General features: G+C 41.2%; 20 protein-coding genes. 2 read left to right on the top strand and 18 right to left on the bottom strand.

All coding sequences use genetic code 11. The features are described from left to right. Positions 1 to 5: 5 nt before the first annotated feature. The 8 genes from BMZ78_RS19195 to BMZ78_RS14735 all read right to left on the bottom strand — a co-directional run bounded on the left by BMZ78_RS19195 (position 6) and on the right by BMZ78_RS14735 (position 10,542). On the bottom strand, positions 6 to 1,589 hold the full coding sequence (locus BMZ78_RS19195) for a restriction endonuclease subunit S (RefSeq protein WP_093231185.1): 1,584 nt from the start codon (positions 1,587 to 1,589) through the stop codon (positions 6 to 8). Between the two features lie 160 nt (positions 1,590 to 1,749). Next, positions 1,750 to 5,013 carry a DEAD/DEAH box helicase gene (locus BMZ78_RS14705; RefSeq protein ID WP_217645016.1) on the bottom strand — a complete coding sequence of 1,088 codons (3,264 nt, stop codon included), beginning with the start codon at positions 5,011 to 5,013 and terminating at the stop codon, positions 1,750 to 1,752. A 25-nt stretch (positions 5,014 to 5,038) separates the two neighbouring features. After that, positions 5,039 to 6,157 (bottom strand): sigma-70 family RNA polymerase sigma factor, encoded by a 1,119-nt coding sequence (locus tag BMZ78_RS14710; RefSeq protein WP_093231187.1) that lies wholly within the window; start codon positions 6,155 to 6,157, stop codon positions 5,039 to 5,041. 405 nt (positions 6,158 to 6,562) lie between these two features. After that, positions 6,563 to 7,354, bottom strand: a complete 792-nt coding sequence (locus BMZ78_RS14715) for an MFS transporter (RefSeq protein WP_425263940.1) — start codon at positions 7,352 to 7,354, stop codon at positions 6,563 to 6,565. 125 nt (positions 7,355 to 7,479) lie between these two features. Next, complete coding sequence (locus tag BMZ78_RS14720) at positions 7,480 to 8,163, bottom strand: polymer-forming cytoskeletal protein (RefSeq protein ID WP_175482504.1); 684 nt, start codon at positions 8,161 to 8,163, stop codon at positions 7,480 to 7,482. Positions 8,164 to 8,188: 25 nt separating this feature from the next. After that, a complete protein-coding gene (locus tag BMZ78_RS14725; RefSeq protein WP_093231190.1) occupies positions 8,189 to 8,929 on the bottom strand; it encodes a hypothetical protein in 741 nt (246 codons plus the stop codon). A gap of 15 nt (positions 8,930 to 8,944) precedes the next feature. Next, entirely contained in the window at positions 8,945 to 9,595 is a 651-nt protein-coding gene (locus tag BMZ78_RS14730; protein WP_093231191.1) for a YhbD family protein, read from the bottom strand. A gap of 293 nt (positions 9,596 to 9,888) precedes the next feature. Further along, a complete protein-coding gene (locus tag BMZ78_RS14735) occupies positions 9,889 to 10,542 on the bottom strand; it encodes an HD domain-containing protein (RefSeq protein WP_093231192.1) in 654 nt (217 codons plus the stop codon). Between the two features lie 97 nt (positions 10,543 to 10,639). Between BMZ78_RS14735 and BMZ78_RS14740 the strand changes: the two genes are divergently transcribed. Further along, complete coding sequence (locus BMZ78_RS14740) at positions 10,640 to 11,185, top strand: GNAT family N-acetyltransferase (protein ID WP_093231193.1); 546 nt, start codon at positions 10,640 to 10,642, stop codon at positions 11,183 to 11,185. Positions 11,186 to 11,329: 144 nt separating this feature from the next. Here BMZ78_RS14740 and hxlB (BMZ78_RS14745) read toward each other — a convergent pair whose 3' ends face one another. From hxlB (BMZ78_RS14745) to BMZ78_RS14795, 10 genes are all read right to left on the bottom strand, one after another. Next, on the bottom strand, positions 11,330 to 11,878 hold the full coding sequence (gene hxlB / locus BMZ78_RS14745) for a 6-phospho-3-hexuloisomerase (protein ID WP_093231194.1): 549 nt from the start codon (positions 11,876 to 11,878) through the stop codon (positions 11,330 to 11,332). After that, positions 11,871 to 12,530, bottom strand: a complete 660-nt coding sequence (gene hxlA / locus BMZ78_RS14750) for a 3-hexulose-6-phosphate synthase (protein ID WP_093231195.1) — start codon at positions 12,528 to 12,530, stop codon at positions 11,871 to 11,873. Before hxlA ends, hxlB (BMZ78_RS14745) begins: the two co-directional genes overlap by 8 nt. A 7-nt stretch (positions 12,531 to 12,537) precedes the next feature. Next, on the bottom strand, positions 12,538 to 13,812 hold the full coding sequence (locus BMZ78_RS14755; protein ID WP_093231196.1) for an MFS transporter: 1,275 nt from the start codon (positions 13,810 to 13,812) through the stop codon (positions 12,538 to 12,540). Between the two features lie 5 nt (positions 13,813 to 13,817). After that, positions 13,818 to 14,780, bottom strand: coding sequence for a sugar kinase (locus tag BMZ78_RS14760; RefSeq protein ID WP_093231197.1), 963 nt, complete (start codon positions 14,778 to 14,780; stop codon positions 13,818 to 13,820). Positions 14,781 to 15,080: 300 nt separating this feature from the next. Continuing rightward, on the bottom strand, positions 15,081 to 16,112 hold the full coding sequence (locus BMZ78_RS14765; RefSeq protein WP_093231198.1) for a LacI family DNA-binding transcriptional regulator: 1,032 nt from the start codon (positions 16,110 to 16,112) through the stop codon (positions 15,081 to 15,083). Between the two features lie 1,412 nt (positions 16,113 to 17,524). Further along, positions 17,525 to 18,961 (bottom strand): PTS mannitol transporter subunit IIBC, encoded by a 1,437-nt coding sequence (locus tag BMZ78_RS14775; RefSeq protein WP_093231200.1) that lies wholly within the window; start codon positions 18,959 to 18,961, stop codon positions 17,525 to 17,527. Positions 18,962 to 19,071: 110 nt separating this feature from the next. Then, positions 19,072 to 19,509, bottom strand: a complete 438-nt coding sequence (locus BMZ78_RS14780) for a PTS sugar transporter subunit IIA (protein WP_093231201.1) — start codon at positions 19,507 to 19,509, stop codon at positions 19,072 to 19,074. Between the two features lie 13 nt (positions 19,510 to 19,522). Next, positions 19,523 to 20,701 (bottom strand): mannitol-1-phosphate 5-dehydrogenase, encoded by a 1,179-nt coding sequence (locus BMZ78_RS14785; protein WP_093231202.1) that lies wholly within the window; start codon positions 20,699 to 20,701, stop codon positions 19,523 to 19,525. A 25-nt stretch (positions 20,702 to 20,726) separates the two neighbouring features. Continuing rightward, positions 20,727 to 21,287, bottom strand: coding sequence for a 6-phospho-3-hexuloisomerase (hxlB, locus tag BMZ78_RS14790; protein WP_093231203.1), 561 nt, complete (start codon positions 21,285 to 21,287; stop codon positions 20,727 to 20,729). 1 nt (position 21,288) lies between these two features. Next, the gene (locus BMZ78_RS14795) at positions 21,289 to 21,993 is read right to left on the bottom strand and encodes a ribulose-phosphate 3-epimerase (RefSeq protein ID WP_093231204.1); all 705 of its coding nucleotides are present in this window, start codon (positions 21,991 to 21,993) and stop codon (positions 21,289 to 21,291) included. Between the two features lie 595 nt (positions 21,994 to 22,588). Here BMZ78_RS14795 and BMZ78_RS14800 point away from each other — a divergent pair. Continuing rightward, positions 22,589 to 23,338 carry a DeoR/GlpR family DNA-binding transcription regulator gene (locus BMZ78_RS14800; protein WP_093231205.1) on the top strand — a complete coding sequence of 250 codons (750 nt, stop codon included), beginning with the start codon at positions 22,589 to 22,591 and terminating at the stop codon, positions 23,336 to 23,338. Positions 23,339 to 23,827 lie beyond the last annotated feature (489 nt).

Here is a 23,827-nt window from a genome sequence, read left to right on the forward strand (position 1 = left end):
CCTTCCTATTTGATTAATTGATCGTAGATGGTTTGACGCATTTGTTCCCAGCGACGTCTGGCCTCGAGGAACAATTGCCGCTCCCGCTGATACTTCTGGACTAATGTGCGCTGATCCGCTAAAGTAGGCATTGGGATCTTGAGCTCGCCGAGATCAGCGGGGTGGATATTCATGACCGTCGTGCCCCGTTGGAACGTCTGGACAAGCTTTTCGCCAACAGGACTTTCGAGGAAGATTTTGAGATATTCACTTTCCACTTCCTTACTGTTACACCGGATGACGATGAGATTGGCCGAGGCGATGGTATAAAACGGCAGTTCCCGAACGATCGCTACCTTGATTTGTGTACCCCGACAGGTAATGACAACATCGCCGACTTCCAGCTCATAGCGCCTCACTTTACGAATCTCTTCGTTGATGGTGTCCATCGCATCCCAAAGGATCTCCCCATCCTCGATATTGGAAATATTGAGGACGTGGACATCCCCGGGTTGGAGCTTGTTTTTGGTAATGGATTTCCCCCGAAAGAGCTCGGCAATCTCACCTAGCTTCACCACTTTGTATTTCTTAGGCTGAAGCGATTCGAACTGCTCGACATCTGCGTGAGAAAGAAGCGCATCCAGCCGCCAGTCTTCGCGCTCCCGGAATGACTGAGGATCCATCGCCTTCAGGTGATAAAGAGCCAGCTGATTCTCATCATTCAGGTGCAAACTTCCGAGTTCGATCACTGGATTTGGCTCACGCGTCAGCGTAAGCAGGTAGCTCTTGCCCTTATAGTTGCGCAAAGTCCCATCAGGCAAGGAATGGATCGATTTGACAAAGGCATGGCGCAAGATCCACTTGCGCAGCTTGGCAAATCCCCCGCCCGAAAAGGTGAAACGCGAAGGGATGATGGTGGTGAACTCCCCCTGTTCACTTAAAAAGTCAAGGAGATTTTGCACAGCAATCCCTTCGGATTCTCTCGTGAAATAGTAGTCCGTATCCAGCTCCATCTTTACCCCAAACGCGGGAATGGCCAGAATATAGTCGAAATCCTGTTCAAAGTCGAGTGAACTGTAGATGGACAGGTGATGGATCGTCACATGGAATTCATCCCGATACAGAAATCGCAAGACTTCAACCAACCATTTTTCCTGTGCTGTCAGTACAAACTGTTTGTCTGGACATACTTGAATCAAATGAGAAAGCCCAGGTAAAAATTTATGCGCTTCCGGGATGAGCACTTTCTCCACTTGAGCGGGAATGATCCGCTCTGTAAAATAGTCTGTCAGATAACTTGGGCTCACAATCACGCCCGTTCGATCTTGTTCAAATAAGGCAAGGAATCCTTGCAAGAAATCGATCTGCTCTCCAATGACATATAACTCCTTGAACCAATCAGGATCGCCATAAAAATAGCCGAGACGCTGTTCTGTCTCTTCTTTCATCCGCTCATACAGGGTGTGTTCATCGTGGTATAAACCTTCATCCCCCTCGGTGAGACAAGCCTCTTTGGTGAGATGAACACGTAACAACTCGGTGGCGATCTGACGTAACTCTGTCACCTCTCGTTCGATTAACAACTGCTTAAAGCGAGTTAATGGTTCCACGTTCCGATCCTCCTAATCCATCCACTCCTCTCCTATTTATTATACGGTTTTATGAATTGATTTTACAATATTATTTTTTAGTATTGAAATACCAAATATAATACAATCCATTTACAAAATTCTTTTCTGTTACCCATCATCGAGTCACTCTCCCATCGGTCTAAGCGATCGCATCTAATTTTTTCAATATGTTCTCTAACGAAGCTCCCAAAAAATAGTCTTCGATCAGTTCCCAAAATACCTCTGTCGATACTTCTTTTTGAAATAGATGCGTAAGCAGATCGACCGATGTCCGGTGTCGTTCATACACATTGGACAGCACGATATTGTGATAGCCATCCGGATTATCCACGACTCTCTTCAACTGGTAAAACGAGTTAATCCGAATATAGATTTCCGGATTATCCCCTCCAATCACCGAATAAACCAACAATCCCATGGCCTCGAGCAATCCAAACAGCAGAAATGACTTTTCTGTCTTCTGTCTGTCCTTTTTGGAGAGATAGATTTCATAATGATCCAGCTGTCGTGTCGACCACCCTTTCTGGCGCAAAATCTTTTGTGTTTCAATTTCCAGCCATTCGGTAAAGGAGCTGAAATTGCTGTTTACCGTGAATCTTTTCCGGTCTTCATCCATACGCAGAAAAGATCGATAAAAGTTCGCATACTTTTTGTTCAATCGTTCAAATGCCTCTGCACTGGTCAAAAACACGGTGGCGATATTTTCACAGTAATATTTATCCTTGTGCATCTGTTTTCCAAGTGAATGAGCCAACCGCTGTGTAAACTGTTCAATGGTAAAATACTTCCCACTTTGCGCAAATTTCCCCAAAACAATATTGAAGGCCCGCAGGATTGTCCCAAACTCTTTCAGAAAGGTTGACTCACGAGTGGACAGCGAGAAATCGATAAACAGGATCGGATGGATTTCATGGAGAAAATCAAATTCCAGGCAAGGATCTTTCGTATGGAAAAAATACTTGAATTGGGCAAAAGACATTGTTGGGTGATAATCCTGCCACAGTTCTTTCAGGTTACAAACGATGATCGATTTCCCTTTATAATCCGAAACCCGACTGAAATAGCGCCCATACTTCTGCATTAATTCCGTTTCTACATCCGGTTCCACCTGAAAGTACTCTTTCGTAAACAAACTGCGTGGCCGGGCAATAATCGGCGAGTAATTGAGTTTCGCCTTGAAATCTTTCTCAATGATCAGTAAAGCCGTTTTCAGTTTATTATCCACATCTTCTACCTGGTCCAGATTTCGACTACTTTCAAAGATGTAACGAAACTCATCAGAGCTTACTAACAGATTGCGCTGCATTTGCCCTTTGGAATCCTGGGCCAAATTCAATATTTTGCGTACTACTTGGACCAGCTGTTGTTTGCGCAAAGTGGAAATGCCATGGAGCCGTTTTACGTGAACAAAGTCTTTCGACAGAAAATCAAAGTAAGCATACCCCTTGTCCAAATGTCTGGCCGCCCGCCCTATCTCTTGAACATAGTCACACACATTACCCGTCGGAGCAAAATGGTAAACATTGCGAATATCCGGAATATCGATTCCCATCCCAAATGCTTTGGTAGCCAGCATGATCAGCGACTCATTATTTTTAAAACGGAGATAATGTGTATTTTTCTTCTCTTTCGACAAACTTCCATAATAGTAACACAGATGGGAAACCAGCTCTTTAGATCCATATGAACGGGCGAAATTCAAAAACTCATGAATCAATCGAACCATCGGAAAGTAAACCAACGTTTTTTCACGTCGTTCTAGAAAACGGTTCAGACGAAATAGCAAGACTTTGTACTTGATATCCAAATACTCCTTGAACTTCGTCTCAGACATTTCTTTTTGCTGGATCCGAATCTGGATATTTTCCCGTTTGATATAGCCAAAATAACTGATCGGATGAATCAGACCCAAACTGTCTCGCGTCTCGGCATACATGTCTTCAAGTCCGCCATAAATCGCTGTAGCCGTAAAAGTTGCAACCGGGAAGGGAAGTTCTTTTCTCAATTTCTGCAAATAGGCTCCCAAGTACCAGTAATCAGACCGAAACGCTTTTCCCCAGGTAGTGACAATATGCGCTTCATCGATCACAAAAAGCCCGATCTGCCGTTCTCCGATGAGATCGGAAATATCGGAACGACTGAGCAGTGTCTCTGGTGAAATGTAAAGAATGGAGATTTGACCTGCCTTGATTTTTTCGATAATCTCCTGCTTTTCCACTGGCGTGAGGTTTGAGTTGATTGTCGCCGATATATCAATGTTTTTGTTATGGAGCCCCTGTACCTGATCCGTCATCAGACCAATCAGCGGAGAAATGACAATCGTCATTAATCCATACTGCTGGGCCAGGTAGATGGCCGGAATCTGAAACATGATCGACTTTCCTGCTCCAGTGGGAGAAGTAACAAAAATATCCTGATAACTCTGCCCCTGATAAGCCCGTTCTGCTTGCTGGACCAAATCATCAATGATTTGGCCTTGTGATATTTCAATCGTTTCTTTCTTTTTATCCGTTTCATTGACATCACGATACATCTTGAGCTTGCGAAAAGAATCATATCCCCAATATTTTTTGAGAATCTCCAGATAGCGCTCTTCGGGCACAGGCTTGGCATCCAGTTTTTTGGTTGTGAGGACGATTTGCACTTGATCGCGATATAACGACTGAATCACCCGCAAGCGTTTCTTATACGCATGTGGAAAAAGCTCCAAGTCACCCGAATAGGTGATCACAATCTTTTTTTGGTGGAGCTGCCCACTAGTCAGTTTGACCAGGAAAGATAAAAATGGTTCTTCATCTTCCGACAGCTCTAAAAAGCACTCCTGGTACACGCTTTGTTGATCGATTAGTACGTCCTCGCCTTCCATAATAAAAAAGTCGACAACGTTCTGTGGCAGTTCCGTATAAGAAATAAAAAGTTTCCCATCGATCGTCCGGATCTCCCCATAGTATTCCAAAACGTTATGGATTCCTTCTGGCATTTCTTCATCGCTCAGATATTCATTGGTTTCAAGATATTGTCTCATCAGCTTATCATTTTCAATTTGATAGCAACATGGATACATTTTGTCAAAAAGGTTGTTACGCAAAAACAACAGATCGAAATAAAGGGGTAATATGGTTTCTTTTCCCAAGGTGATATATTCTTCATAGGTTGCCCAATAGATGGATGGATCCGGGTTCCCAATCACCTGAAATACTTCAGGGAGCAGGTTTGCCTTGGCTTGTGCCAATGCCTGGATACTTTGGTTGAGTGGTGCGGAAACCAGCTTTTTATATGGGAGTGTTGTCAAAAATGTTTCGTCAAAGCCCTGGAAGATGATGAGGAGTTTCTCTTTGGTTTGTCGGGACCGAAATCGTTCCATATGTTCATGCAATTGGTTCAACATTCGATCTGTCATCATCATAGAATCACCCCATCTCGATGTCTTATGAAACCAAAATCTTTTTCTTGCGAGCCATTCTCTTTAACTTTTTTAATGCTTTTTGTTCAAGCTGACGAATACGTTCGCGTGTTAATTTCAATTTACATCCTATTTCTGCCAGTGTTTTCGCTTCTCCATCTATGAAGCCAAATCGCTGCAGAATGATTTCACGGTCTCTAGGTGGTAGTTGATCAAGCAGTTGCATTATCTCTTCTTTTTCCAATTTCTTTTCTACAAAACGGGCTGGATCTAAAAATTCCTCACTCTTTTCGCTGAGTAATGTGAGATAACTGTTGTCAATCACATCCATTAATTGGAGATCACTATCTGTTTCGTCGCTTATAGGCGCATCCAGAGAATGTATGCGAAGAAAACGATGTTCTGCCAGCTTGGCCTCTTCATATTGATCAGCGGTAATTTGACATTCCCAACAAATCGCTTCTTTATCGATAGAGGAGCCCGTTAATAATTGGCGCTGTTCCAGTCTCTTTATCTTCAAAATGCGCTCATACAAATGAACGGGAATACGAACTGCCTGACCCTGATCCATAATGGCTCGTGTGATACTCTGTCTGATCCAGTAATAAGCATAGGTAGACAGTTGATAGGATTGATCCGGGTCAAATTTTTCAATCGCCTTGATTAACCCCACGACCCCCTCCGCCACCAGGTCATCAGCACTCAAGTCATGACAAAAGAAGCTTCCTGTTACGTACTTTCCAGCGAACTTTTTCACCAGTTGCATATTTTGAACCACCAGTTGTTCGAGAACCTCCGGATTACGAGTGCGCTGATATTCTTCCAATAAATATTGATTCATGCGATAACTGAATGCCTCTCCAGATGGCTCCTGATTCTCCAATTGCACTTCAGGGAGTTCCGCTTCAATAAGATCATCGAGATCCTCCCATTCATCCGGCTCATCACCACTGCGAAATTCCTCTTCTTCTATTACTACACACCCTTTTTCTGCCAGATAAGAGCGAATGGTTTCATCATCAATCTCTATTTGAAAAATCTGCCGAAGCAACTCCCGTGCTTCCGTCAAACGGATCTCCTGATACCCGGAAAAAGCCTGATCCAGTTTTTTTATCCATTCTTTTCGTGATCGATGTACATTCATGGGATCAACCTTCTTTCAAGTTCTCGCTGTTCATCACGAAATCTCCCAACACCATGACGAATCGAAATGCAATCATTTGTCTGAATAGATTATCTGTTATTCCGATTATAACTTCTAACTTTTGATTATTCAATACGATTTTTTGGTATTGTAATATCAAATTTTTGATGAGAAAAAATGGACAAGGTATACAGATAGACGCAAGCCCTTAACCGTGCCATTTTTCTTTTTATTAAACAAAAAAAACAGGCCCACTTCCGGGCCACAGCTTATTGACAAAGTTTCCGTTATATGCCGGTTTTCCTTTTCCGTTTCACTCCCGTTGCTTAATTACGAGCAAGAAGTCGTTCAACTGGAAAAGGAAAACCGGGTTTGTCAACAGCCTCAGCCCACTGCTAGGCCATTTCATTGCGCTTTTGTTTTGTCGAGTTCGACAGCTTTTCTCGGTTCTGGTTTTATTTCCTGCATCCGCTCTTTTGTCATCAGGAATACGCATAGCAGGGATAGAACGGCTGGTATCAAGGTCCAGACGAACGTTTGCGCGATCGAGGATGACAACGCCTCGCTGATTTGATCCAAGATTTGCGGCGGAATGCCAGCTCGCGTTTCGGGCGAGAGCAGGGCATGCGGATCGTTCAGCAGAGAGTTCGTCGGCGGTTGGGCACCTGTGCCGTTTCCGGAAGCGCCGTGGAACGTCTCGGTCAATTTTTCCGTAAAAAGGTTCCGCTGAATAATACCGAATACCGTAACGCCGATCGCCATGCCAAGCGAACGGAGGAACGCGATCGTCGATTGGGCCGTGCCGCGCCGCGATTTGTCGAAGTGGTGGATGGCAGCCATCCCCAATACCGAGAACGAAGCTCCGATTCCAAGACCGACCACGATCATGAACATCGTAACCACGAAACGGGACGTATCCGTTGACAGCGTTGTCAGCATGAAAATGCCTGCTACGAAAATGAGACTGGAGATGATCATGACGTTTCGGTAGCTTGTTTTACTGGACAAAAAGCCTCCCAATTGGGCGGAAACTGTCGTTCCAAGCACCATCGGAAGCAGCAGCAGCCCGGAATTCGTGGCCGAACCTCCCTGAACCCCTTGAATGAAAATCGGGATGTATACAGTAGCGACAATGAACGCCGCACCCGAGAAGATGCCAAAAACAGACAAACATATCAAGGCCGCCGAGATCAGCAACGATCGAACCCATGGCGGTCGCCACGATCGTATTGTCCATCGCCGCGATGAAGATGCCGATCAGGAGACCCGCGACCACGATACCCAGATTACTTTTTTTCTCCTTCATTATTATCCATACTCCTTTAAACTCGCTTGCTTTCCAACACTTTTGCATTTTTGTCCTGATCGAAATGCTGCCTGTATTCGACCATGTCGATGATGCAGCCAGGGCCGATCGTGACATTCGTACCCCGAACGACTTTTGCCCGGGTATATTCCAGATGAATGTCGTCGCCTTCAATCGTCTCTACTGTCAAAACATCGATTCTGGGCAAGATCGACCGTATGAATTTACTGAACGGACTGACCGCTCCCGGCTTTTGAATCCGGATCGTTTCGCCGCCGATTTCTTTGGCCTCGCATGGCGCATACAGCTGAATGTCGATCGTTCCGGCATTCAGCAAACCGTTGATTCGAAAACCGCCCCTTGCGCAAAAAGACTCCGCTTCGCAATGGCTATTGACTTTCAGAAAGCCGTGAATTTCGATTTCTTCACCGGACACATATCCTCCGACGTTTGTTTTGCCATGAACTTTCAATTTACCCGACTCCAAATTGCCGGCAATGCGGGCATCCCCATGAATCTCCGCCATTTGCTCCACCTTTACGTCTCCCTGAATTTTCACTCTCCCATGGCAATGAAAATGGATACAGTCCAGATGGCCGTTTACTTTTCCGACACCGTTAAGGTTCACGGAATGGTACGTGCCACCCTGGCCTCCCATAATACCGGAAATGGTCAAATCGCGTCGCCTCTTTTGTTCCATCATCGTTCTCCTTTCCGCAGATTCGTTACACCTGTGTAAGTTTGCCTATATTCGAGCCGTCCGTTTTTTCAAAGCGGTTCGCATATTCGACGTGCCCGATCCTGCATCCCGGACCGATCACGACGTTCGCTCCGCGAATAACTTTCGCCGAAGTATGTTCCACGTAAATGTCATCGCCTTCGATTGTGTCGACATGAAGAACACCTTCGAAAAAATCGGACGGAAGGTAAAACGTACCAAGCAGTCGTTTCAACACGGATCCGGTACCGCGGCGTACGTCAATTTTTTCCCCGCCAATTTCTTTTATCCGGCACTTGCTGTGAGTTTTCAGCTCCACCGAACCGGCATTTAGCAGCCCGTCAATCGTAAATACCCCCTTCATATGGAGGATTTCAGCTTCGCAGTTTCCTTTGATCGCAAACATACCTTCCAAATTGACGTCTTCGCCGGCCAAACCGCCACGAATGCGGATTTCACCGTTGGATTTCATTTCTTTCGTTTTCACGTTGCCGTCAATATCCATGATTCCGGTGATTTTTGCTTCCCCGGTTTCCAAATGGCCTTTGAGGTACACCTCGCCGATGATATGGCAAGATGTGCTTTTCATATTGCCGGTAATTTCCGTCGTTCCGGAGCATCTAAAAGCGAGACAGTCGAGATCGCTGTCGATTTTCGCATCGCCTATGATTTTTACGTTCTTGAACACCCCTCCTGAAGAACTTCCATTGCCGGTAATGGTCAAATCATAGCGGATGTCGCTTTGCATAAAGCATCCTCCATTTCATTTCAATTTCAAATTCAACTCTTCAATACAGCGAGCCACATCGAGACGGACGACGATTTTGACTCCGTTATCGAAATGGATTTCGCTGGAACTCGAGACCAGCATGATCGAGGAGACGCCCATTTTGCGGGTGACGATCAAATCGCACTTTTTGCCTTCAAATTTCTTGTAATGCTCCTCGAACGTCTGCAACATCATTTTTCCTTCGTCCAGGCTCAATTCTCCGGTTTTCAGCAATGTTTCGAGCAAATAGACACAGAGAATCTGTTGATAAGGAAAGACGGTCCTGTCTCCCATCTGTTGTAGATAAAGGTTCAGCGTCATTTCTGAAACAATGTTACGTTTTATTAACTCTTCTTTCTGCAAAGCAATCTTCGGATTCGGGGACGGTACGGCAGACGATTCGTTCGAAGACAAAAACAGGTCGGCCAGTTCATCCAAAGAATAGTCATCCTTCAATTCCTTGATTTTATTGATACGGTCCAGTATTTGCTGTTTGCGGAAAAACGTCTCCTGTCCGGTAAACGTCGATTTACGGATAAACCAATCTTCGGGAATCAGTTTTTTGCGTTTCCACCGGTACAACTGCCCATACGAAATTCCGGTCAGCTCCAGCAGCTCTTTTTTGGAGATCAGTTCCTGTTCCATCTTTGATACCTCCTTGCGGATAATATAACATAACACTGTTACGTTGTAAAGGGAGAGAAAGTGTATAATCACGAAATTTCCGCCCCCAAGGTATCTTGTATGTATAGCCCTATTTTGAAAACGAAGCTGGAAAAGCCGAAATCACTGATGTAGCATTCAGAGGTATATCCGAAGCTGTTTTTCTGCGGCATTTGCAGTCGAACCAGCAACCGGGGTCACCATACTCAAAAAAGAAAATCATGTGTTAAGAGCAAACAAAACACCCAGTCTTGGACTAAGTGTTTCATTAGCGTTTACAGGTTATCTCTTTTTTCATTCACTTTCATTGCAATCAACTTTTCCACTCGTTGAACGGTTTGCTGGAAATGAACCAGATTCTCGATCATGGATTGGCTTACTTCATGCTTCTCGCCATAACGCTGGATAATATCATCTATTCGTTCCTTAACCGAAATCTTCTTTCCCAAAGGCGAAGTATGCAAATCACAATATGTGATCAGATCGATGAAAAGCCGATCCGTTTCATCTAACCATTGTCCATTATAGGAATAGAGGGGAACAAGATCTGGTCTTGTCCTTTTCACACTCTGATAGGCTCCTGAATGAAAAAGCACGGCTGCCACCACCGGTTTGGGGAAATCTTGCTGATGTGCAAAAATCGCTCCATCTACCGGGTGGAAATGATGTACATTTAATTTCTCGCTGTAACCAATGTCATGCAAATACGCTGACTGAATGAATAAGGGCTTTAATCTTTCCTCCAGATTGAGCCGATTTACAAGCTGTTTCATTTGCTGAACAACGCCAAGAATATGTTGGTACCGATTCGTACTTGGAGAGATGTATTCTGCCAAAACCTTTTCGTCAATCAGACTTTTCGCTTCTACATTTCTGATGTCCAGTAAACGAACTGGATGAGCATCTAGCTCCTCATTCTTTTGATCCATTGTTTTTTCCTTTACATAGATTTTGCTATTAGATTTATATTATTATAAATATAAATTTAATTAAAACCCAACAGAAATCCTCTAAGAAGGTGAAAGCATGAAATTGGTTGGAAACCATGTCTATATCCGCTTTTTGCAGGAATCAGATGCAAACGCCTTGCTTGACTTGCATGTGAGAAACCGGGATTTCTTTCAGCACTACTTACCCCTTCGGGATGACTCTTACTTTACTCTGGAATCCCAGTTGTCAATCATTCAGCAGGCAAACGAAAAGCGAAAACAAGACCAAGCGTATTCTTTTGGCATTTTTCTGAAAGAGACCAACGAGCTTATCGGCAATGTCGCTTTAACAGAGGTTCTTCGTGCTCCTTTTCTTTTAAGTTGTTACATCGGTTATTATCTGGACCAAAAACACAATGGAAAAGGCTATATGACAGAAGCGGTTACCCTTGCAGTCAAGTTTGCATTTGACGAACTCAAGCTGCATCGGATCGAAGCAGGTGTCATGCCGCATAATATCCGTTCGATTCGCGTTTTGGAAAAGGCAGGTTTTCAAAAAGAGGGCATTGCCAGAAAGAGTGTCAAGATCAACGGGAAATGGGAAGACCATCAGATTTTGGCCATTATTAATGAAAATGAATGAGCAAAGAATGGAACTTCATGAAATCATCCAGGATCCATCTTTGAATCCCATTGCAATAATGAAACCGCCTTCCCTCTTTCGATGTAAAAACGCTGAGATGAAAGGCGGTTTTCAACATAATCAAACCGGCAACTTGATCCGGAGTCATTCCAGATTGGAATGCTTGGAGAAAGCGGCCTGATGATCCACAGTATGTCGCGTTGCATAGCTTAAGCAAATCGCATCAAACAAGATATGGACACACTGATCAAACAAGGAACCAAGCGGCTGGACACTCGCCAGTTCACCTTCACGGCGATATTTCGTTGCCGCTGGAATATGCAACACATGGGTAGCCACTTTCGCCAATTCCGATTCCAGATTGGCAGTCACAGCCAAAACAGGACAGCCAAGCTCACGGGTTTTCTGTGCGACCATACAAACGCTTTTGGTGGTGCCAGAGCCAGAAACTGCGACAAGCACATCTCCTTTTTCCAAAGCTGGTGTAATCGTCTCACCCACAACGTACACCGTTAACCCCAAGTGCATCAGACGCATCGCAAACGATTTGCCCATCAGTCCCGAACGCCCTTCTCCCACGACAAAAATACGCTCGCCAGCCTGCAGCAGATCGACGGCGTGTTCCATGCTTGCCCTGATTACCTGTTGAAGGACTGCCTGCATTTCCTTTAAGATCGTTTCAATCTCATTCATCTCGACTAACTCCCTTCCATGAGAAAAGGAATTCCCTGATCGAGGAAGCAGCCGTCACCGGAACAGCTGCTTTCGTAATGGCGGACCCGATAATCAGAATATCCGGGTTGGCCGGAACCAGAGCAGGGAGTGATTTCAGACTGATTCCTCCCGCCAACGCTATTTTCTGTTCTCTCTCACCAAACATCTTCAGCATGGAATGTAACGAATCAGCCGACTGCTGTTGATCTCCCTTTTCCTGCTGGTCTTTGCTCACATGTACGCAGAAAATGGCCTCTTTATATTGACTCAGCATTTTCCTCTGTATCTCCGATGTATGAAGAAGATCAATCATGACCTGTTTTCCATGTTTTGTGCCCATTTCCATGCATGTTTCCACAGTGACCAGCGGCGCTGCCCCCATGACTGTTGCAACATCGGCACCAGCTGAATAGCACATCTCAAATTCGTACGCTGCATTATCAAAGGTTTTCATATCGGCCACGATACACTTCTCCGGAAACCGGGTGCGCAAGACCCTTACACTTTCCATTCCGAATTCCTTGATCATTGATGTCCCTACCTCAATCCAATCCACATAGGGACGGACTTGCTCCGCCAATTGGACTGCCTCTTCAATCGTCATCCGATCCAGTGCCAGTTGAATTTTCATTGGACGTTCACCCCATCTGCATCGGAATCGCTTTTTCTTTTTTCGGTGACCTGACCGCAATGGTTAAAATAACGGACAGGACGAGCGAAACAGCCATGAAAATATAGGAAACACCTGGACCACCCGTGATGGCATTGAGATAACCAACCACATATGATCCGACAAAGGAACCCAATGCTCCCATACTGTTGATCAATGCCATTGCCCCACCGGCAACATTACGTGGCAAAATTTCTGGAACAATGGCGAAGAACGGTCCATAAGGAGCATACATCGCTCCACCGGCGATCACCAACAAAAGGAAGGATAGCCAGAAATTCGAATCCCCCAGTGCATAAGAACCGTAAAAGGCAATGGCACCTACCAACAGGAACGGCCAGACGAAGACTTTCCGTTTTAACAACCGATCTGAATAGTGAGATGCCACCAGCATCAGGATCACCGCTAGGAGATACGGAACCGAAGAGAGCCATCCAGCTGCGACGATTCCAAAGTTGGAAGCCTTTTTCAGAATCGATGGCAGCCATAAAACGAAACCGTAAACACCGATGCTCCAGAAGAAATATTGGAAGGAAAGAAGAATCACATTGCCATTTTTAAACGCTTCCCAATAGTTTTTGACCGGTTTCATTCCCTGTTGTTCCTGTTGCAATGCATCCGCAAGGTCTTGCTTTTCCTGATCGTTTAACCACTTGGCATCTTCGGGTTTATCATCGACCAGCTTCCACCAGAAGAAAGCCCAGATTACCGCTGGCAATCCTTCAAGAATAAACATCCAGCGCCAGTCAAACGCTTCTACCAAATAGCCAGAAACGACAGACATCCAGAGTACCGTTACCGGGTTTCCCAAGATCAGAAAGGTATTGGCACGGGAACGTTCTTCCTTTGTAAACCAGTGGCTGAGAAAGACCAGCATTGCCGGCATAACCGCACTCTCCACAACCCCCAGTAAAAAGCGAACGACAAACAATCCCGTCACACTGGTCAGCATGCCAGTAGCTGCAGCAAGAAATCCCCATAAGATCAAGGACCAGAAAATCAGTTTCTTGGCGCTTCTTTTCTCTGCATAGTGAGCACCGGGAATTTGGAAGAAGAAATATCCAAGGAAAAATAAGGCCCCAATTAAAGAAGATACACTTTCGGTGATGTTCAAATCTTTAGCCATCCCTGCTGCCGCACCAAATCCATAGTTGGCCCGGTCGAGATAAGCCAGGCTATACGTAATGAAAACAATCGGAATCAATCTGAGCCAACGTTTTTTCGCCAATGCGCGCTTTTCCATCTGATTCACTCCTTCGTGTCATTCCTACATTCATTGATAAACCTCGTTAATTGGTCTCGCGTTGGCAGACCATCCATATCCCCCGGAGACATCACGGCCAAAGCCCCAATCGCATTTCCACGAGAAACAGCCACCGGAATGGAAATACCATCCAGAATCCCGCTAATCAATCCAACAGCAAATCCATCTCCTGCACCTACCGTATCGATGACTTCTTTTACCGGAAATCCCGGAACGACCATTTCTTCTGTTGCTGTTCGATAATAAGCGCCTTTGGGTCCCAATTTTACAGCGACCAGCTTCACCCCCCTGTCAAGATAAAAAGCGGCGATATCTCTTGGATCCGAATAACCCGTTAAGATCTGTCCTTCCGCAATGCCCGGAAGGACCCAGTCTGCCTGTACAGCCAGTGCGTTGAGGACGCGAATCATCTCATCCTGACTTGCCCACAATTGCGGACGCAAATTTGGATCAAATGAAATGGTACGTTTGGCCGACTTCATCACAGACAGGGCATGCTCGGCAAACTCCCGTGCAGTATCGGACAACGCTGGCGGAATTCCCGTCATATGCATGTGGCGGGCCGAGGTAAAATACTCCGTATCAAAATCATTCACACTGATCTTGCTCGCCGCTGATCCTTTGCGAAAATAATGGATCTCGGGATCGCCCGAAACCACTTTCGATTTGAGTTGAAACCCGGTAGGATATCGATCATCGATCCCCACCCGAGTGATATCGACGTTTTCACTCTGTATTTTTTCGCGAATATATCGGCCAAAAGGGTCATTCCCCACCTTACTCACCCAGCCAACCCGGTAACCGAGACGGGCCAGACCGATGGCCACATTCGTCTCAGCTCCCGCCAAATTGCGTGTAAACTTTTCCACTTGATGAAGCTCTCCAACCTGCTCCGCAATAAACAAGACCATGGCTTCCCCAAAAGTAACCACATCTAACGCTTTCATTCTGAACTCCTCTTTCTCTATATGGAATCGAGTTATGGCACACATGTAGAAACCGGTTTCATCAATTTATCTCCTATGATGAAAAGATTTTTCTATATCTCTTTCCACATAAATCAACACTTTTTATGAAACCGTTCCCATAAACATATAAAAGAAATTGCTGTATATTTGACAAACCCGGTTTTTCTTTTCCAGTTGAACAACATTTGCCCGTTTTTATTGAGTGGGAGTGAAACTGAAAAGAAAAACCGGCATAAATCGAGAACGGTATCAACAAGATGGAAGCGCTTGCATTATAGACTATACAACAGGCGGAGTTGATCCCCGGATGATCAATTTTCCTGCAAAAGCGATATTTTGCGCAGGCGATCCATCCCCTTCCATGCGCTGAAAAATACGTTCCATCGCAGTCATACCAATTTGATAGGTTGGCTGCGCGATGGCAGTAATCCCTGAGCCAATGAGAGCTGCCCATTCGGTGTCATCAAAGCTGATCACAGCCACATCTTCAGGAACGCTTATCCCTTTTGATTGCAAAGCTCGAATCAACTTGAGCAACACCACACCGTTTGCCGCAAAGATGACTGGTTTTTCCCCTTGTGTTCGTTGTAAAAAGTGATCCAACACTTCACTTAATCGTTCAGGTGATTGAAGATTCACTTCATACAAGTCATCGGCCGAATATCCATATTGATCCGCCAGAGCAGTAAACACAGCGGCACGCTCTCGTCGGGAGCTGACTCCAGCTATCGGCTCACTAACATAAGCAATTCTTTTATACCCTCGATTCAGGAGAAAATGAATCGCTTCACTGGTAGCTTGCTCATTGTCCAGACCCACCGTGTCAAACCCCAGCACAGGTACTTTCCGGTCGATCAGCACGACAGGTGTGCAATCATTCGCCAGCTCACGCAAAAAATCATTGTTTTTCCCTGTTGTATTGATCAGCAAGCCATCAATCCGATGGGACTGTAGCATCAGGATGTATTCCCTTTCCTTCGCCGGATCATTATCCGTATTGCAAACCAGAATACTGTACCCCTTTTGCTTGCAGACATCTTCTGCTCCCCGGAGAACAGCAGTCGAATAGGGGTTAGAGATATCCGCCATGACCATGCCAATCAGATAGCTACGATCCCGTTTTAATCCTCTCGCCATCTGATTTGGCCGGTAATTCAGCTGCTCAATCGCTTCCTTGATCCGGGCTTGTGTACTCTCCGACAGAACGTGATACTGTCCGCCCAAATAACGGGAGACCGTAGTCTTGGAAACACCCGCAACCCGTGCAACATCGGTAATCGTCACTCGGTCTGTCTGCTTTTTTCTCGTCATCTTTATCGATCAACCTTTTTCGGTTTTTTCAATATTTAATGAAACCGGTTTCTGAAATCGGTTTCATTATAGCATATTTATGATAAAAATAACAATAGGATTATTATTAAAAATAATATTTCATTTAGGCCGTGATGCTAGCCAATATTTCGATTTTTAAAACACTAAAAGTCGTGGCTCAAAGATTGGATATGGTATGGTAACCTTATTCTTTCCTTTGATTTTTTCTATCGAAGAAAGAACTAATAATAAAAGAAATAACTCCAAAGACAAACAATATGATCATGATCCAGTAAAAGGTATGATAAACCAATTCGCTGCCACTACGTAAAAACTCTTGAAGTACTACACTCTGTCTTTCATTAGGTTGCTTTACATGTAAGATGATCTGAAAAAAATAGAAGATCCCATAAAGAAAAGTGGAACATGCAATAGCCCAAAAACCAACCAATTTCTTTAATGAAATCATCGTGCTTCTTTTAAATAAGTAATATAGACTAAGAATCGGGTAGAGAATTAAACTCCCTAACAGGATTAACCAGAACTTGGTATAAGGACTGTGATGAATAAAAGACCACAACATAAAAAACCCACCATCATCCCGGGAGTGATAAAACAAAATAGCTGAGGCCAAGAAATGAATAGCCAATAAGTAAATAAACAAAGTAAACCAGCCTATAGATAGATATCGAGAGCGCAAAACATTTCCCCCTTTAGTGATTTAGGAGCAGATTCATTTAATTATTCAAAAAACAAGAACCATTAGTCTAGAGATTGGAAATGAAAAAAGAATGTTTTAAAAAAATGGGAAGGAAGGTTGAGTAGAATACTACAAGAGGATCCACGGTGAATAGCTGTCTAGTATATACTTGGTACAATTGATAAACCTGCTTAACATCAAAATGATCTTATTAGTTTATTATAACAAAAGGAGCCATAACTGATAAAGCGGCTCCTTTTGTTATTGTATGTTTAAGCGTCTGCATGATCTTCTCATATAAAAATAAAGGAACTGAGGAGACCACTGTCCAACACATCCAAAAAGGGGATGACTACCTTAGCCTCTCATTGTATCTGTTCATATAAGTTTACACGACAGCATGCGCAATGAAAACCTATTTTAATTTATTCATCCCAAACAGGGTTCAAGGTGGATAAATTGTCAAAGCCATCATTGGTAACGAGTAAATCACTGTTTTTTATTACTGATATAGAGAGCATCCATCTTCTAAAGATGGGTTAGATCTGTGCAGAGTGGTTAAGACTGATCATCGACCGAATCAACTCAGATTTAGCAAAGATGCAAAGGAAAATGAAGTCATTGATCGATTGAGATATCAGTAAGTGTCATTTATGCTCCTCTGTTACTCAGGTGGTCAATTTTTTGTTTGACATTCACATTAAAAATATAATTATCTTTCCTCTAATTCATTAATTAATTGTGCAAGATTAGGATCATCAATATAATTTTCTATGGTAATGATTTTTTTATTCGTATGAGAGAGTCTCGCTCTTTCTAATAAATTTTTATGAACCACGATGATATCAGTATCCTGAGGAACATCTTCTATTCTATAGTGTTTTACTTCGATACCATTAATATTTTTCTTTTGTAGCCTTTTTCTAAATGACGTTGCACCTAATGCACTACTACCAGCTCCTGCATCGCAAGCAAATGCAATTTTACTTATTTTATTTGTAATAGAGTGATCAATAGATGAACTTAAAATTTGTTTGCCTTCGGATTTCATAGATTTTGATCTTTCTATTGAACTGGTAAAGTCTTCTTCCTCATCTGATTTTTTATCCAATTTTAATATAATAGATGTAACGATGAAGGAAACTGCGGTAGCAACAAGTACTCCTGAAATGATTCCTAAAAAGTTACCTTTAGGCGTTAACGCAAGATATGCAAATATTGAACCAGGACTTGGTCCTGCTACAAGACCTGCATTGAAAAGATTGAAAACTGTAATCCCTGACATTCCTCCAGCGATCATAGCTAAAATTGTAAGTGGTTTCATTAATACGTATGGGAAATACAACTCATGGATACCACCGAAAAAGTGAATGATTATAGCACCAGGAGCAGTACGTTTAGCAGCCTTTTTACCAAACAAGGCAAACGCTAATAATAAACCAAGTCCAGGCCCTGGATTAGAAGCTACCGTAAAGTAAATTGACTTTCCTGCTTTAAGTGTTTCTTGCATACCTAAAGGATAATAAATCCCTTGATCAATTACGTTATTTAAAAATAACACCTTAGCAGGCTCATTGATAAGAGAAAGCAATGGTAAGTAACCAGTATCTACTAATGCTTTAATCGCAGATGTTACAAAGTTATTTGCCAATTCAATAACTGGACCTATAAAGTAGAAGGATAGAATCATTAATAAGAATCCCAAAATACCAATAGAAAAGTTATTCACGATCATTTCAAATCCGGCAGGAATTTTATTTTCAATTGATTTATCGAATTTCTTTATTACCCAACCTCCTAAAGGACCAATAATCATTGCCCCTAAGAACATGGGTATTTCTGATCCAACTATTAGCCCTATAGCTCCAATTGCACCCATTAAAGCTCCTCTTTGACCAGCAATCATTCTGCCCCCTGTACTAGCTAAAAGTAAGGGTAACAAGTATTTTATTGCTGGACCAACTATTTTAGCTAGACTTTCATTAGGTATCCAGCCGGTCGGAATAAACAAAGCTGTAAGTATACCCCATGCAATAAAAGCTCCTATATTAGGTATGACCATATTGGTTAGAAAGCCCCCAAAAGCCTGAAACCGAGCACGAATTGATGGGGTTTTAGGGGGTTCAACGACATTCGCTACATTAGCCATACTTTTATCGCTCCTTTGCTCATTATTAGTTTAATCATAAATACCAATTTATAGGGAGGAAAGTACTGTGCAGTTATACACCAAATTAGGCATATCGAAATTTGTGTATATTATTCAACCATCTTAATTAGATTGATTATTTCCTCTTCGCTGTTTGAATTTTTAAATTTAGTCATAATATCCTCATCAATTAGTAAAGAAGCCAAATCAGATATCAACTCTAAATGCTCCGAGCTATCTACAGCAGCTAAAACAAAAACAATACTTACCTCCTTTTCTTCCGGATAAAACACAGAATTTTTTAATTTTAAAAAAGATATACTGGTTTTTATTACACCTCCTTCATTTTTTGCATGGGGCATAGCAATCCCTGGGGCTATCACTATATAAGGGCCATTAATATTGACATTTTCAATCATATCTTGAATATATTTAGCAGTAATAAATCCCTTTTTTAGTAAAGGATCGGCAGCTTCTTTTATAGATTCCTCCCATGAAGAAACTTCATCTAAAAAGTTTATATTATCTTTTAAATACTCACTTAACATTTTACTTCCCCTTTCAGATTTGTGCTAATATACTTTTGCAATCAGTATTTTTTAATCGATAATAATTTGTTATAATTTTATCTGTAATTTTTTTATTATCAACTTGAGTAACATGCAAAATTGCTTGTTCTATGCCTTTTTCATTTATATATTTTTGTAAAATGACAGACTCTTCATCATGAGGATTATCGAATAGAAATGCAGCAGCAACTGCAACAGTTACATGTTCTATTGAAAGCCCTAAATCAAAAAGTTCTCTGGTTGGTTTAATTAACCGTTCATCATAACCCAGTTTTCGGATTGGAGATCTCCCTACTCGTAAAACATCATCATTAATATTTTTATTTTTAAACCGCTTTAAAGTCTTTTCAATAAAATCACTCATGTCTTCGGATTTAGTATTGAATTTTTGAATGAAATATTGAGATACCTCCTTTAGTGTTCCCCTTACAAAATTTTCAATTTCAGGCTTCTCTAAAGAACTTTGAATAGTACATTCTCCTGCTAGAAATCCAATATATGCAGTTGTTGCATGTCCCATATTTACAATATATAACTTTCTTTCAATATAAGGTTTTAAATCCTCAACATATATGGCATTTTTTATAAAAGGTAAATCTAAATTAACCATTTCCAATTTATTGATTATCCACTCGTAATAAGGTTCTACAAGAGCAATCTCACCCTCTTCACTTTTTTTTGATAAAGCCAGGCGATCAATGACTGAATTAGGGAACCCAACAAAGGAACATATTTCATTCATTTCACTGCTTGAAACATGTCGTTCAATTTCTTGCTTTAAAGTAGAAGAAGCATTGATAGCGTTTTCATTTGCTATAATGTCAATCTTTTTTTTATTTATCTTTGCTCTTTTTAAAAGACCTTTAGATATAATACTAGCAATCTGAGATAAATTATTAACTCCAACAGATGTTGTGATTAGATCGGCATTTACGATCGCATTAATTACTTCTTCTTCTTGTGTAGCACTATTCAATGCTGAAACAGGAGCTATTGTTTCCACTGTATGACTATCATCTAATATTTCAACTTTGTAACTATTATTATTGTTATAACTATCAACCATTTGTTGATTGATATCAACAAAGCAAACTTCATAGCCGGTTTTGTTTAACAAATATCCGATAAAACCTTTCCCTATATTTCCAGCACCAAAATGCAGCGCTTGCATCTTTATAATCTCCTTTACTGAATTTCTATTCTAAATTTGCGTGATATTTCCATAGACTACGCATATCAATATTTTGCTCTCTAATGATCATTAATGCTAGAGTGTCCCCCAGTAATAATAAACTTTGTTCAAATAAACTTGTCATTGGTTGTACAGACGGAATTTCATCAGGTAATTGTAATTTTGTACTTACAGGTATTTTGACGAAAAGGTCCGAAAATTCCCTTATTGAACTCTCAGGATTTGCACCAATATGAGCAACTCTGGCATTAAATTGTTTTGCTTTTTTTGCAATAATTAACGGAAAAGCAGTTTCTCCACTTCCCGAACCTACTATCAATAAGTCTTTTTCAGTAATAGCTGGTTCAGTAATTTGTCCAACAACATAGGTGTTAATGCCAAGATGTGCTAACCTTTTTGCTATTGCTTGTAATGACAATAAAACTCTTCCAACCCCTACAAAGAATACTTTTTCGGCCTTTTGTATTTCTAACAACAATTTATGAACGTCTTCACCATTAATCTTACTTAAAGTAGTGGAAAGTTCATTTGTAATTTCCTTTGCAACATCATAGTAATTAACCATTTTATTTAACCTCCTCGCTTAAACCCTCTAAAATATATTTTTCCATAGACTTTTTATTTTCCGCCAAACTATTACTAGGCATAAATAGACTTGTACTGCCAGCAACTAATATATCAGCACCAGCTCTTACCAACCCTGGTATAGTGTCAAAAGATACTCTACCGTCAACCTCAATCCTTGTATCTAGTCCTTTCTCTTTTATTAGTTGATACAAATCCTCTACTTTTTTTATTGCATAAGACACTTGTTTTTCATTTTTATCAGTAGCAAACCCTGGATTTATCAACATTAGCAAAATCGTATCACACTGTGGTAATACATAATCTAATACGGATAAGGATGTAGCAGGATTAAGTGCTATCCCTACTTTAATTCCATTTTTTTTAATTAATTGAATATAGCGATCAATATGTATGCTTGTTTCTACATGAAATGAAATTTGTTGAACACCAATCTTTATCATCTCTTGTATAAAAAACTCATTATTATTAGCCATAATATGGATATCGAAATTCATATTGGTAATTTTACGCAATTGCTTAATTGTATCAATTCCTAATGGCATACTTGGACTAAAATATCCATCAATTATATCTACGTGCAAAGTATCGAATCCTTCTTTTTCAAGTTCCTTTACGCTTTTTTCTAAATTACATAAATCTGCACACATTATTGAAGGTGCAATTGTAATTCTCCTATATTGCATGTTCATGCTCCTTTTTGCGTTTATTTGCCTGTTTATATGCATTATAAATTGTTTTCAGTTTAATGTAAAGCGTGTTTTTGCGTTTTTATGCTATATTTATGCGTGTTTATTTGTGCGTGTTTAGCTTTTAGGACTTAATGAATTATGATAGACTAATTTAAAGCAGGTATGTTGATTTGCATAAAAATGGAAATTAGTTATCGTAACCTTGTGCTTTGATGTCGAAGGAAGTTATAAATGTTCGTTAGCCATTCTATAGGAAGTTGCGCAAGCTTCGCCTTGCGCAAAATTGGATTCGAGTAGTAGAAAAATGGAACGGACGAGTAAAAAGATAAACCATTGAATAAAAGCATAGGAAATTAGAGAAGCAAAAAGCTGACACCCCAGCGAAAGAAAAACTCCACTTGCCAGCGTGCAGAGATTGAATTGACTTAAAAATGATGCTATGCTGATCCATGAAGACATCTCTTTTGGTTTTCGGGGTTGGGTAGCACTTATCCCTTTAAACCAAAAGGTGTCTTTTTCCTTTTATATTATGACTTATCAACACACCTGAATTTAAAGAGATAAAAATAAATAGAGGGGAAAAATAACTATGTTAAAAGAAGAACGTCAACAAAAAATTCTGCAGATTTTAAATGATGAGCTTAAAGTTATTACGAGTGATTTAAGTAAACGCTTATCTGTTTCAGAAGATACAATACGAAGAGATTTAAAAGAATTGGATAATCAAGGACTTATTAAAAGAGTTCATAGTGGTGCATTGAGAATAGGTCCACCTGTAGTAGATTTTTCGACAAGACAGAATATTTCCAATGAAATCAAAATCAATTTAGCCAAAAAAGCATTGGATTTTATTAAGGATGATATGGTGTTACTGATAGATGGAGGTACCACAAATTTACATTTAGTAAATCAATTACCTTTATCCTTAAAAGCAACCGTAATAACAAATTGTCCCCACATTGCAATCGCATTAAGTAATCACAAGGATATTGATGTTATTATGCTTGGTGGAACTTTATTTAAGCAATCAATGGTTAATTTGGGAATAGATACTGTTGAAACTTTAAATACAATGAGAGCCGACTTATATATAATGGGCATTTATAAAATTGATCCTCATATAGGAATAAGCGTTCCGAGTTTAACGGAGGCCTTAGTAAAACGAAAAATGGCATCTATTTCTACTGAAATATTGGGGATGGCAACATCTGATAAATTAAATACTGTTTCTAATCACATTGTTTGCCCATCAAATAAATTAACTTATTTAATAACCGAACATGTCAAAACAGACGTTAAAACTCTATACTTGAATCAAGGAATCACGGTCGTAGATTAAAAATTTAAATAAAGTGACCTTATCTTTATAAATAAGGATTGTGGTGGCAATATGTATGTTTTAATGTTCATTAAAAGTCTATATTTCACCTGCAAAAACCCCATGTCATGATCAACATGGGGCTATTTATCGTTAAATTTAGGGGATTTTTGCTACTTCCTGATGTATTAAGTAATGAGATTATTAGGGCGATGGTAGCAGGAATATCAAATGCAAGTGCAAAGTTAAGGTTGTTTGGAATAATGACTTGTCTGAATGCGAGTAGGCCACAATGAACGTGATGTTAAGCATAGAATTTCAAGCTTCTTTTCGCTAGACTTAGAGGTCCAGATTTTCCAAAGAGACCAGATAACTATTACAAGAAAAGCAAGAATGGTAGACAATATAAAGACTTGTAAAGTGGTTGGGCGCTGAAAATAAACAGCTAGATAAGTAATACTCCAATCTGAATGGGTAATATAAGTTGACAGGTACAGACTTCCAACAGCT

It is taken from the genome of Thermoflavimicrobium dichotomicum (assembly GCF_900114055.1).
Classification (GTDB): Bacteria; Bacillota; Bacilli; order Thermoactinomycetales; family Thermoactinomycetaceae; genus Thermoflavimicrobium; species Thermoflavimicrobium dichotomicum.